At 34.3% G+C, this 12,196-nt stretch carries 12 protein-coding genes and 1 riboswitch; of the genes, 10 read left to right on the top strand and 2 right to left on the bottom strand.

Going from position 1 to position 12,196, the window contains the following annotated elements; translation table 11 throughout:
• Positions 1 to 50 precede the first annotated feature (50 nt).
• Entirely contained in the window at positions 51 to 578 is a 528-nt protein-coding gene (locus tag GH741_RS00220) for a sigma-70 family RNA polymerase sigma factor (protein WP_153734767.1), read from the bottom strand.
• A 567-nt stretch (positions 579 to 1,145) separates the two neighbouring features.
• Between GH741_RS00220 and GH741_RS00215 the strand changes: the two genes are divergently transcribed.
• The 5 genes from GH741_RS00215 to GH741_RS00195 all read left to right on the top strand — a co-directional run bounded on the left by GH741_RS00215 (position 1,146) and on the right by GH741_RS00195 (position 5,024).
• Positions 1,146 to 1,823 (top strand): serine/threonine protein kinase, encoded by a 678-nt coding sequence (locus GH741_RS00215; protein ID WP_153734766.1) that lies wholly within the window; start codon positions 1,146 to 1,148, stop codon positions 1,821 to 1,823.
• A 119-nt stretch (positions 1,824 to 1,942) separates the two neighbouring features.
• Positions 1,943 to 3,640 carry a bifunctional diguanylate cyclase/phosphodiesterase gene (locus GH741_RS00210; RefSeq protein ID WP_153734765.1) on the top strand — a complete coding sequence of 566 codons (1,698 nt, stop codon included), beginning with the start codon at positions 1,943 to 1,945 and terminating at the stop codon, positions 3,638 to 3,640.
• Positions 3,641 to 3,796: 156 nt separating this feature from the next.
• Positions 3,797 to 3,952, top strand: coding sequence for a hypothetical protein (locus GH741_RS00205; protein ID WP_170287514.1), 156 nt, complete (start codon positions 3,797 to 3,799; stop codon positions 3,950 to 3,952).
• A gap of 151 nt (positions 3,953 to 4,103) precedes the next feature.
• A complete protein-coding gene (locus GH741_RS00200) occupies positions 4,104 to 4,763 on the top strand; it encodes a hypothetical protein (RefSeq protein ID WP_153734763.1) in 660 nt (219 codons plus the stop codon).
• 60 nt (positions 4,764 to 4,823) lie between these two features.
• A complete protein-coding gene (locus GH741_RS00195) occupies positions 4,824 to 5,024 on the top strand; it encodes a hypothetical protein (protein ID WP_153734762.1) in 201 nt (66 codons plus the stop codon).
• A gap of 54 nt (positions 5,025 to 5,078) precedes the next feature.
• Here GH741_RS00195 and GH741_RS00190 read toward each other — a convergent pair whose 3' ends face one another.
• Positions 5,079 to 6,086, bottom strand: coding sequence for a phage baseplate protein (locus GH741_RS00190; protein ID WP_338079185.1), 1,008 nt, complete (start codon positions 6,084 to 6,086; stop codon positions 5,079 to 5,081).
• 220 nt (positions 6,087 to 6,306) lie between these two features.
• Between GH741_RS00190 and GH741_RS00185 the strand changes: the two genes are divergently transcribed.
• The 5 genes from GH741_RS00185 to GH741_RS00165 all read left to right on the top strand — a co-directional run bounded on the left by GH741_RS00185 (position 6,307) and on the right by GH741_RS00165 (position 12,156).
• Positions 6,307 to 6,513, top strand: coding sequence for a hypothetical protein (locus GH741_RS00185; RefSeq protein WP_153734760.1), 207 nt, complete (start codon positions 6,307 to 6,309; stop codon positions 6,511 to 6,513).
• A 372-nt stretch (positions 6,514 to 6,885) separates the two neighbouring features.
• On the top strand, positions 6,886 to 7,629 hold the full coding sequence (locus tag GH741_RS00180) for a hydroxypyruvate isomerase family protein (RefSeq protein WP_153734759.1): 744 nt from the start codon (positions 6,886 to 6,888) through the stop codon (positions 7,627 to 7,629).
• A 709-nt stretch (positions 7,630 to 8,338) separates the two neighbouring features.
• Positions 8,339 to 8,430, top strand: a riboswitch (cyclic di-GMP riboswitch).
• A gap of 50 nt (positions 8,431 to 8,480) precedes the next feature.
• Entirely contained in the window at positions 8,481 to 9,941 is a 1,461-nt protein-coding gene (locus tag GH741_RS00175; RefSeq protein ID WP_153734758.1) for a DUF5667 domain-containing protein, read from the top strand.
• Positions 9,942 to 10,103: 162 nt separating this feature from the next.
• Positions 10,104 to 10,847, top strand: coding sequence for a sigma factor (locus tag GH741_RS00170; RefSeq protein WP_153734757.1), 744 nt, complete (start codon positions 10,104 to 10,106; stop codon positions 10,845 to 10,847).
• Positions 10,828 to 12,156: an anti-sigma-I factor RsgI family protein gene (locus GH741_RS00165; protein ID WP_153734756.1), complete on the top strand. Its 1,329-nt coding sequence runs from the start codon at positions 10,828 to 10,830 to the stop codon at positions 12,154 to 12,156. The genes GH741_RS00170 and GH741_RS00165 overlap by 20 nt, the downstream gene beginning before the upstream one ends.
• The last annotated feature ends 40 nt before the right edge of the window (positions 12,157 to 12,196 follow it).

Below are 12,196 nucleotides of genomic sequence, written 5' to 3'. Positions count from 1 at the left end.
TAAAATAGATCTTAAGAAGGTAGAGTATCTAGATACTCTACCTTTCATGCCTAATTAAATTGTAGCTGGATTCCATCATCCTTTAATAGTGCTCGTAGCTTTGGCCTTGCAAGTCTACCCCAGTTCTTAACTGCATCCTCAGTGACGTTTTCTATGTTTGCAATTTCCTTAATTGATAGATCTTCAAGGACAAATAACTTGAACCATTTCAATTGATTGTCTGTTAGAATTTCTTCAATACTATTTAATAAATAGGGATCAAAGCCGATTTCAAGCGACGTTAGTACCCGACTCTCATCAGTGGACAGTTTTTCCAAATAATAATTGTCTTTTTCCACTTGACGGTTTCGCTGGCGTATTAAACTAAGCAATCCTTTTTCGATTAAGAAATACGCATAACTGGAAAACTTACCTCGATTTTCATCATAGGTTTCAACTGCTCGCCAAATTGCAATAACACCTTCTTGGTAAAACTCCTTATCTGGGTCACGAATACCCAATTTGTTAATTAAATGATAGATCATGTTTTCGTGTGCTTTTAAAATATCGTTAAAATAAGTTGATTGAATTTCTACCATATTAGCCTCATTTTTACAGGCGCCTTTATCATGTATTCCGCGGTAGGTTCATCATATTTTATATGTTTGAAAAGTTCACACTGAGATACTTTAAGTTTCTCGGGTTGTAAGGGGTGTTTTTTTGTCCATAATTGAAAAATGGACGAAAAATTTGAGCTTTAGGTTGAGTTATTTCAATTATCCTAGTAATTACAAAAATGTTGCTGGAGAGTGAATGAGCTTATTCTATTTGAACTTTCAATTATTGGATTGAGGCTATTTTAAACATAGTTTGTTACTATTGATGTAAAATGCGACATAACTTAATAGACTTTCAAGTCAAATCACGTTAATTCATCACTAGAATTTGTTATCATTGTATTTTTGTTCAGGTTTATTAGGAGTTAAGTAGATGATTTATCTCTTAATCTAAGGATTTTCATGTAGAGTTTCAATTATGAAAGGTAGGCTGAGCACCCTACCTTTCATTCGTATATATGCTTTAAGATGCTCATACTATATAATATAAGGACTTAAGAAACTTTTATTGTTATTCTAGTCTATTAATAAAAAAGGGGGATAATCCGGATGGAAAAACGGTGGGAAATGGCCATGCAATCTTTATCGGAAATCTCTATATCTTCTAGCTCAAATAATGAACCTGTAACCATATATGGTGGATCAGAAAACCTTAGGTGTGTTGGAGTAGGAACAGATGCTGCAGTTTTTCAGTTTCTTCACACACCAGAGTATGCCTTTAAGAGATATGCAGATAATAAATTTTCCAAAATAGAAATTGAAGAGAGTGTTTATGAAAAGATAGGAGATTCCCGCTATTTTTCAAAATGCTTTGCTTCCTACGATAACTATCTTGTTTTAAGCTATGAAGATGGTATTACACTCTATGATTGTCTATTACAAGGCATTCACATTCCAGAACAGGTTATCAAAGACGTGGAGGACGCAAGAGACTATGTGCGTGAAAAAGGGTTAAATCCACGTGACATCCATTTAAAAAACATCCTCTTACAAAATGGAAGAGCTAAGATCATTGACGTTTCAGAATATGTACAACAAGGAAATGATTTCAGGTGGGAACATCTAAAAAAAGCCTATGAGGATTACTACCATTTAATAGATAGTAAGTCTGTACCGTATTGGTTATTAGAAACAATTAGAAAGTGGTATAACCATTGGAATAAGTATGCATCGACCTTTGATGAATTTATGCATTATGTCTTGGGGAACACAACCTTCAAAAAGTAATGGACAAATAGTCCAAGGTATGTGGACAAATAGTTTATCCAATAATACAATATAGAAAAGAACCATAGTAATAAATACCTACATATGTATGTGTATGGTTGAAAGAAGGTTTGGAGAAAATGAATCAAAACAATTTCATTTCAAATTTTGAATCCTTAATCGGACTATCTGACTTCCTTAGCACAATCGATGCAATGGGCGTAGGATTATCGATTGTTGACGCAAGCCTAGACGATTTACCATTAGTCTATGTAAATGAAGGTTTTGTAGAGATGACTGGGTATAAAAAAGAAGAAGTGTTAATGAAGAATTGTCGTTTTCTTCAAGGGCCGGAAACTGATGAAAAACAAGTTAACAAAATTAAAAAAGCAATTAAAGAGTATAAAGCAGAAACAGTCACCTTAAAAAATTACCATAAAGATGGAAGTTACTTTTGGAACCAATTCATCATTAGTCCTATTTTTGGAGATGACGATAAAGTTCTCTATTATATTGGTTTGCAATTTGATATAACAAAGCAAGTAGAAGAAGAAAAAGGTAACAAACAAAAAATAACAGAGCTATCAAATTTTGACCAAATAACTGGATTGATGAAGTTAGGTTTTTTTACAGAGACAATTCAAACTTATAAGGACAGTCCCGAGCAAGGAGCGATTATTAGAATAAATCTTAATCGTTTCAGAAATATAAACAACAGCTATGGAGAACTGGTTAGTGATGGTGTGTTGGTAGAGATTGCTAATCGGTTAAGACAAATATTTCCAAGTTCTCCGATTGCTAGGAGTTTTGCAGATGATTTTATTGTCTATCACAGCCTAGCTAATTCCTTAGAGTTGAAAAATGCCTTGCTAGCAGTTGAATCGGCTTTAAAAAGACCTTATCTTTTATTGGGTGAAGAAGTTACAATTGACTTTAGCATTGGAATCAGTCAGTATCCACAGGATGGAAATGATATCGAACAATTACTGTCCTACGCTGCATTAGCGCTGAGAGAAGCTAAAAACGAAACGATGGTGAACTACTGTTTTTTCAATGGTGAATTAGCAACAAGATTAAAGACGCGTATGAGTATAGAGAAGAATTTAGTAAAAGGTCTTGAAAATAATGAATTCATTATTAACTATCAGCCTAAAGTTTCGGCAGCTACATCTGAGGTTGTTGGGATGGAGGCCCTCATTCGTTGGAGAGATTCTGACCAAAAAATTATAAGTCCGGCTGACTTTATACCGATAGCAGAGGAAACGGGTTTTATAATTGAACTGGGAGAGTGGATCCTGTTTGAGGCATGTAAAACCAATAAACAATGGCAAGATAAAGGCTTAAGCCATGTCCCAGTATCTGTAAATGTTTCCGCGTTGCAGTTTATGCATCCACATTTTACTCAAACAGTACAGAAGGTATTGGCAGATACCGGACTAGCTGCGAATTATTTAGAATTAGAGGTAACAGAATCAATCTTAATTAACCAAACAATCATCGTTGAAAAACTACACGAACTAAAGAGCATTGGTGTATTAATTTCTATTGATGATTTTGGAACTGGCTATTCTTCCATTAATTACTTAAAGAACTTTCCCATCGATACATTAAAAATTGACCGTGCATTTGTTATGGACACTCCTAGTTCGGAACGAGATAATGCATTATTGCTATCGATTATTCAGCTGGGAAAATCACTAGGATTATCAGTACTGGCAGAGGGTGTTGAATTAGAGGAACAGGTTCATTTTTTGAGTAATGGTGGATGTGACTACATTCAAGGTTTTTACTTTAGCCGTCCATTAGATGAAAAAACGATGGAGGAGCAACTAAAGTAATTAAAGGTAAGGAACATGGTTTGTCCATGTTCCGCTTACAGAAACTGTAAATCTATGTTAAAATGATATTATTGTTTTCAATTTAATTATGACTACTAAATTTTTTTAATAATAAAGATAGATAAAACAGTAAAGAGGGGGTATCGTTGCAGGATGATGAACGGTAACAAAAAAGAAACTGAACAATTAAAACAACTGTTGACCGATGTACATACAAAGGGATATAGTGGTGCGAATTTAATAGATATTATGACATTATTAAAGGAAGAATTACCTAAAATTACGAAAAGGAAAGAATACTCCATTAAATAATCGGTAAAAGCTAGTAAACTATTAATCCAAAACATAATAACTTCGAGTATGATCACAGACATGTACTACTATTGATGTACATGCTCTTTTTGTGAAGTTATCGCGTTGGATCTCTTATAGGTTTCCCATATTTTATAAAAAAGGTGAGAATATGAATAATGAGGAAAAAGTGCATGGAGATTTCACTTCACGAAAAGTGGAGCATTCCAAAAAAAGCTCAAGGCTGCCATATTATTTAGATATCTGGGGTCAGTTACTCTATGTCATTTCGTTAATCGTATTGGTTAGTCAGGTGAATTATTCAATTATCCTGTGGGCACTATTTTTATCACCACTTGCCTTAATAAAATATATAAGAAGAAATATATGGTCTATCTCTATCTTGTTTTTTATCCTAGTACCTTCCATTTTAAGTTTCTTTATCCTAACGTTGATAAGCCCGTTTTTGTCTGAAGCTTCATTATGGATTACTTTGATATTAATTATTCCACTTACTTCACTGTTAGTTATGCTTCTATTCGGTAGAAGTGATGAATTTATTCAAAAGGCACGTGTTTCACTAGAGATTAATCAATTTATTGTTATTGCATTAGCACTATCAACTGCCTTACTAGCATATCAATATACTGAGTTTAATTTTTTATTGCCGTTTTTTAGCGTTGATAACTTAACCGAGAATGGATTCAATCCGAGGGATGCATTTAATTTTATTGGAAGTTCGTTATTTCTTCCATATTTAGTATCAACAGCTTTGTGTAAAGCGCTACTAGAGTGGTTCGATTTTAAACAGAAAAAAGGGATTAAAGAGTAACTAGCATTTTGTATCAAACTCTTATGCCCTGCTGATTACTATGTAGATGAGGTGAACCAATTGCAAACGGATGAACTGGCAAACAGGAGATGGCTTGCTATCCCTAGTAGTCTAAGAAAGAACCTAGAAGAAAATGTATATTGTTCAAGTTGTGGAGTAACTACAATTGTTAATTATTATGTTGATTCTGAAGACTATCAAATTATACTAAAAGGACATTGTAAAAACTGTGACCAAAAAGTGGCAAGGGTAATAGACTAACAACATCTATACAATGTTTGGTAAAAATTATCCTCTAATCATTGTCCACTTATTTTATTGTGCTATTAAGCTCGGCATTATTATCTGCAAGTGGTAACGGTAGATCTTATTAATTCTTTTCCCTTTTCCCCCAGTCACAACTCCGGCAAACAAGGATTTTGCTCCAGTATTAGGATCTGTATATAAATAGATCCCCTCTGGTTCACTAAATCCTTTTTCATACTTTCCTGAAGAGTCTTTCCCGAAATCAACAGTAACACGTTTTTTAATTGTTCCCTTTGAAAAATCAAATAACGTTATTTCCCTATCATGGGTTACTGAATTAACGTCCCCTGTATACCAATAAAGATTTTCGCCATCCAAAGACATTCCCTGAAAATACTCTAAGTCATCCGGAATTAGAAACGAATGATTTAATTGGTTGATTCCATTTTTGACATCGTTTAAGCTTCGTAATTCAATTTTACTCTGACCAATTCCGACCCGGAAGACTATTGTGTTATTTTTCTGATCAATAGTCGGATTAACATACTCATTTGTAAATTTATCATATCTAGTTAACGCTGAAGATGCTTCATTTAATGTAAGTCCAGCCTCATATTTAAACCGAACGAGGTCATGTCCGGTAACATTTGCTGATTTATCCAACACATCATAACTTGACCATATGTATACATCAGATTCGCTATTTTCAATCCCAAAGGTTGTTCCATGCCCACCATGTCTTAGAACCATGCTATCAAGATAGGTACCGTCGATAGTAAATCTAGATAACCGATAGCTTTCAGATGCATCAGAACTCGGAATGACCTGGGAAACGTATAGCTCATCGCTTAATTCATTAATGACAAAGCATTGCATCACAGTAACTTCCGGTAGCGAAAGCTTAGTGTAAAACGAAGGCACCTCCTTTGTGAAATCAGAGCTATCTGTCTTCTTCTGAGTTGATGTCAATATATCTGAATTAACACCAAGGGAATTTTCTGATTGAGACTTATTTGCGATTACTTCACTGGGTACTATAAGTGAAAATAGAAGGATGTATGCCATATAGTTATCCATTTTCAAAACTAAAACCACTCCTGTATAACTAAGTTTATTTGTAGTATGGAAACTTTTTGGTTTGATTATGAGTACAAAAACTTTATAAATAGAAATTTTAAAAATAACAGATATTGCAAGCTAGGCTAATTTGACTATATTGTAAGGTCTAGATCCCGATAAGGTTAATAGACTAAACAGAGTCAATTCTGTATAATGGTTGTCAAAAGAGGTGAAGAGGATGAATGAAGAAAGGCTAGAAAAAGTGGAAAATATGATGGCGCAATTAGTTAAAATGGTTGGAAATGTTATTACCAAATTAGATGAAACGAATCACAGATTAGATAAAACTAACCATAGACTGGAACAGACCAACCTGAGAATTGATGAAACCAATACCAAATTACTACGTTGGAGTCAAACACCAACCAAAGGTTTCATGATATAACTAAAAATGAAAAACGTCACACTCAAATTCTCGATCAATTAAAAATGATGGAGACTGATCAAGACTTTGCATGGGAAAAAGTTGCTCATAACGAACGGGAAATAGCGACTTTAAAAAATAAATAATTCTAGAATTTGTTCGTTCTAACTTACCTTTAATAATTTTATAAAAACACTAAAAGTATTTGGTACATTTTGAAAATGTGTTTCCCCGACTGAAAAAGCTCTTCATTTAAAAATCCCTTAGACTTTCAACTACATACATAATTTTTGCATATAATAAGAAAAAGTAGATAGATAAAGGATCTGTTCAGACAACCAGATTAAGCTATATAACAGAATGATCTTACTAAATTACTGGAGGTATGTCTTTATGAATTTATCTGTCTGTATAGATGCGCTTTACATGAACAAAAATTTCGACCAAAGTGTAAAAGATACTAAAAATGCAGGTTTCGATACAATTGAATTTTGGAGCTGGTGGGACAAGGATATCGAACTTGTTGAGAAAACAATAGAAGAATCAGGTGTTCAAGTTTCTACATTTTGCACGAAATTTATCAGTTTAGTAGATTCCAATCAAAGAGAGAATTATATCGACGGACTAAAACAGTCGATTGAAGTAGCCAAAAAGTTGAATTGCAATCGGTTAATTTCTCAAGTAGGGCAAGAACTTACTGATGTATCCAGGCAGGAACAAAAACAGTCCTTGGTAGATGGATTAAAGGCCTGTGTTCCTATTTTAGAAAAAGAAAACATAACTCTGTTAATTGAGCCATTGAATACATATGTCGATCATCAAGGATATTACTTATCGAAATCCGAGGAAGCCTTTGAAATTATAAAAAAAATAGGCTCAAATCATGTAAAGGTCCTGTACGATATTTACCACCAGCAAATAACGGAAGGAAATATCATTTCAACTATTGAAAATAATATCGATTTGATTGGTCACTTTCACGCAGCGGGTAACCCTGGTCGACACGAACTGGACAGTGGGGAATTAAATTATAATAGAATATTCGAAGCTATTGATCTAACAGGTTACACTGGATTTGTTGGTCTAGAATATTTTCCAAAAGCTGATCCAACTATAGGACTTAAAAAGCTGAGATAATGGATTGATTAAAAGATGATGGTAGAAAGCCAAGTTACAGGCTTTACACCATCTTTTTTTATTTGTAAGCTTTGGTGTTTTTAAATCTTCGCAGTGATTAAAATGCAACGTAACATTCCACGCTAATCACCACTTCGGAAATACACTACGCTTTCCGCGGGTGGCTGCTGAGCCTCCTCGTGCTACGCACTGCGGGGTCTCATCTATGCCTTTCCTCCCGCAGGAGTCTCCGTGTATTTCCTGCGTTAGTATAATGTTGTGTTTGACAACTATATTAAACCAAAAAATGTAAAAATCCCATAGGAATCGCATTTTCCCACACCTTAGACTAGCTTTCTGTTCAAGTGACAAGAACTATAAGAAACTTTTATATCATGAAAATAACTACTCATCGATTAAAAATTTTGATCGGGTGAGGGTTTTATATTTTTTAAGAGTCTCACGAATTCCCTCTATCTATAAAGTTGGAATATCTTCAAAGTGCAACGCTAGTAAAGTGTTGTGTTTGATAACTACACTATATGGTGGTTGACTGCCCGGAGCAGAAATCAACATAGCAACTGATTCAAAAAAAGTGTGGAAGAAATCAACAAAGCAGTTACGTCGCAGTCTATGGATTTTGTGGCAAAAACTTTTTTTAAAAAACTTCATTATTCCCCCCGCAATTTTCGACAAACTTTCGTATAACTAGTAAGTATTTTAATAGAAAAATAGATAAGGGCAAAGCCATTGAAAAATGGTGACGCAAAGCTAGAGGGACTAAAGGCCAATTTTAGCAGCCTATGTCAGCCAGTTGCCGTATGTTCATTACGGTCTTATCCTATTTTCATTCCAAAAAGGAGAAGATTACTATGAAAATGAAGAAGAGTATTTTTGCTACAAGTCTATTTATGGCAGGTGCGTTATTTGCTAGCTCCTCTGTTTCCGCAGAAGTTGGCACAACTGAAGTTGATGAAGTTATTGAGCAAGCCGATGATGTGTTAGAAGAATCAGGGGGATTGACTCCAGACAATTTATTTTATTTTCTTGATAAAGTAGGGGAAAACCTTCAATTACTTTTTACAACTGATTCAGAAAAAGAATCGGAGCTTTTACTTCAATTTGTCAATGAACGTTTATTGGAATCACAACAAATGGTAGATGAAGAGAAAAATGAATATATTATAAAATTAATAGATGATTATGTAGATACATTGGAAGAAGCTCAAGAACAAGTCGGAGAAGTTGTGTCTGATGATACTATTGATGAAGAGACAAAAGAAGGATTACAGATAGAATTAGAAGATTCAACAACAGTAAATGATGAAATAACTGATAACTTAGAAGAAGAACAAAAAGAGGAATTAGATGAAAAGCGAGAAGAGGCATATTTAGTAGCAAATGTGGTGAAAGACATTGATCCTGAAAAGGTAAAAGCTTTGCGTGACCAAGGTTTAGGCTTTGGACAGATCGTTAAAGTTGTATCCTTTGCAGAAGAGAGTGGAAAAACAGAAGAAGAAATTATTTTATTACTACAAGAAGGTAAAGGTTTTGGTGAAATAGCAAAAGAGTTGAATATCAAACCGTCACAAATTATGAAAAAAGTAATGAAGAAAAAAGAGAAATATGTTGAAGAAATGATGGATCAAGCGAAGGAATCTGGTGATGAAGAAGCTATCCAACAACTTACCGCTTCAATGGAAACCATTGAGATGAGTAAGCTTAACTTCAATATAGTAGATGATGAATTAGAAGAAGAATATAATGAAGACTTAACTGAAATTCAAGAAAAACTAGCTGCTGGAGAGCTAACACAAGAAGAAGCTGATGAAGAGTTAGAAGAACTCCAAAAAGAAGTAGAGGAAGAACTTAGTGATTTAGAAGAAGAAGATTCTGAAGAAGAAAAAGAAGAATCCAAAGTGGCTAACGAAATAGCTAAAAAGGCTAAAGAAAAAGGAAAAGAACAAGCTAAAGAAGCAAAAGAAAGTGCAAAAGAGCAAGCTAAAGAGGCTAAGGAAAAAGCGAAGGAAGTAGCTAAAGAAGCTAAAGAAAAGGCAAAAGAGCAGGCAAAAGAAAAGAAAAATAAAGAACGAGAGAAGCAGGAAGAATTAGAAGAAGAAGCAAAGGAACAAGCTGAAGAGGCTGAAGAAGAAGCGAGAGAACAAGCTGAAGAGGCTGAAGAAGAGGCAAGAGAAAAAGCTGAAGAAGAACGCGAGAAGCAGGAAGAGCAAGAAGAAGCAAGAAAAGAACAGGCTAAAGAAGCAGAGGAAGAAGCAAAAGAAAGAGCAAAGGAAAAACGTGAACAAGATGACGAAGACGAAGATGAAAATTAATTAGAGCAGAGGAGTCCCGTTTTGGGGCTCCTTAATCACTTAACTTTTGATTAAGTAGGAGATATACGTTACCTAGATATTACCATGAATAAGTACTTTACCCCTTAAATTAAAAAACTTATACTTAAAGTATTAAACGACTGTTTGATAAAGGGGGATACCATGCAAGAAGCGGACGTAACAAATTATATTCTCTCGGCAGCAAGTGGTGATGAGTTGGCTAGGGAAAGGCTAATCAATCACTACAAACCATATATTATCAATACAGTTGGACATGTATGTAGAAGGTATATAACATGGAGCGATGAGGAATCGAGTATTGGGTTACTTGCCTTCAATCGTGCAATTGAGACGTATGATATTAATGCTCAAAAGTCATTTTTAAATTACGTTTATTTACTCGTCAAAAGAGATTTGATCGACCATTTTAGACGAGAGAGAAAAGTAATGCATCTACCATTAGAAATTAATCATGACGATGAGAGTCCCTCTATTAACTTATACGAAGTTGAGAAGTCGATGGATTCCTATCAGCAAACAGTTCAGAAGAACGACTTAATAGAAGAAATATTGGAACTAAGTCTGGTATTAAGCGAATATGGAGTAGAATTTGATGAATTAGAAAATTTTTCTCCAAAACATCGTAAAACAAAAGAAAAACTAGTAGCCGTTGCTGATGACTTCTTAAACTACCCAGATTTAGTAGAATCATTTTTAAAGAAAAAAAGATTGCCGGTTAGTACATATGTAAAAAAGTCTGGCCATCGAGTTAAAACCTTTGAGAGGCATCGAAAGTATATTGTGACACTTGTGATAGTAAAATTGCACCCTGAATGGCGACAATTATCAGAGTACATTCAAGTTTCACTTGGAAGTGAGGAAAATCATGAAATCAAAAATGTATAAAGGTATAGTCGTGAAGGTGACTTCCGAATATGTAACGATATTATGCAATGACGGTAACTTTAAAAATGTTCCTCGTTCTAATGAAATGCCACAAATCGGAGAATCGTTTACTTATATTGAAAAGCAAACCTCTGGCTTTAGAGGTTTAAGATATATATCACTTGTGTCACTATTGTTCTTGGCACTTATAAGCTATTCAATTAGTTCTTTTAATGGCGAAGATGAATCGTATCTTTTTGCCGTGGATATTAACCCAAGTATAGAAATATACACAGATGAAGAATTTAACGTAACCAAAATTGAACATTTAAATAAAGATGGACAAATTGTTGTTGATTCACTGCAAGTTAAGAAGAAACAAATAGATATTGCTTTGGAAGAGATCATAACGATGGCTGTTGATAAAAATTACTTATCTGAAAATGAACAGGGTATGGTCGCATTAACAGTTATTCCGTTAAAGAACGATTCCAAAATAGATACCACCGGAATTGGAGGAACTGTTGAAAAGGCTTTGCAGAAGTATTCTGTAGCAGCTGATGTAATAATAGGAAGTGGCAATAAGAACTTGAAAAATGAATCTGAAAAAGTGAATCTATCAATTAATAAATACCAATTATTTAAGGAAATAGAGGGTAGGGAGACTACCTTTAGTCTTGACCAAGTTAGAGAAGAATCAATAGCTTCCATTGTAAGTGAAATTAATAGATTGAATACTAGTGCTGAAGAGAAAGAAAATCTTAACAAAAAAACTAAAAAATCCAATTCTCAGGCAGTACAACCAAAGGAAAATAGTAACGATAAGCTAAAAGAAGAAAAACCACAGAACAATGAGTCCAAGGAAAAGAAAAAAGAGACCCCTAAAAATAATAATGAAAATCAAAATGTTAATAAAGAGCCTTCAGATAAAGTATCTGACAATAAACCAAAGGATCCAAAAGGTAATAACGACAAAAATAAGCAGGGAACTAATACTAAAAAAGAAAATAATAAAGATTCGAGCAAAGAGGGTAACGGAAGAGAATCAAAAGATGCCGAAAAGAACGAAGAGGGACTAGAAAGAGAATCCGAGACAGATAAAGGGAGAGAAGAAGGTAAAGAAAGAAAATCAGATGCAAATGAAGAGAACCAAGAAGGTCGAGAAAGTGAACCCGAGGCAAATGAAAAAAACATAGAGGATCAGGAAAGAGAACCTGAGCCCGATGAAGAGAGCGAAGCAGGTTCAGAAAAAGAATCCGCAGCAAGTGATGAGAGTAATGAGAACCGAGAAATGGACGTTGAAGAGGATGAAGAAAGAGAAATTGATTAGAGTTAAACTTATAGTGTAACCCGAGTTGTGGGAGAATCTG

Source organism: Aquibacillus halophilus (assembly GCF_009649745.1).
GTDB classification, from domain to species: Bacteria; Bacillota; Bacilli; order Bacillales; family Amphibacillaceae; genus Aquibacillus; species Aquibacillus halophilus.
Note: the sequence above shows the minus strand (reverse complement) of the source record. Positions and strands in the feature narration are given on the sequence as shown.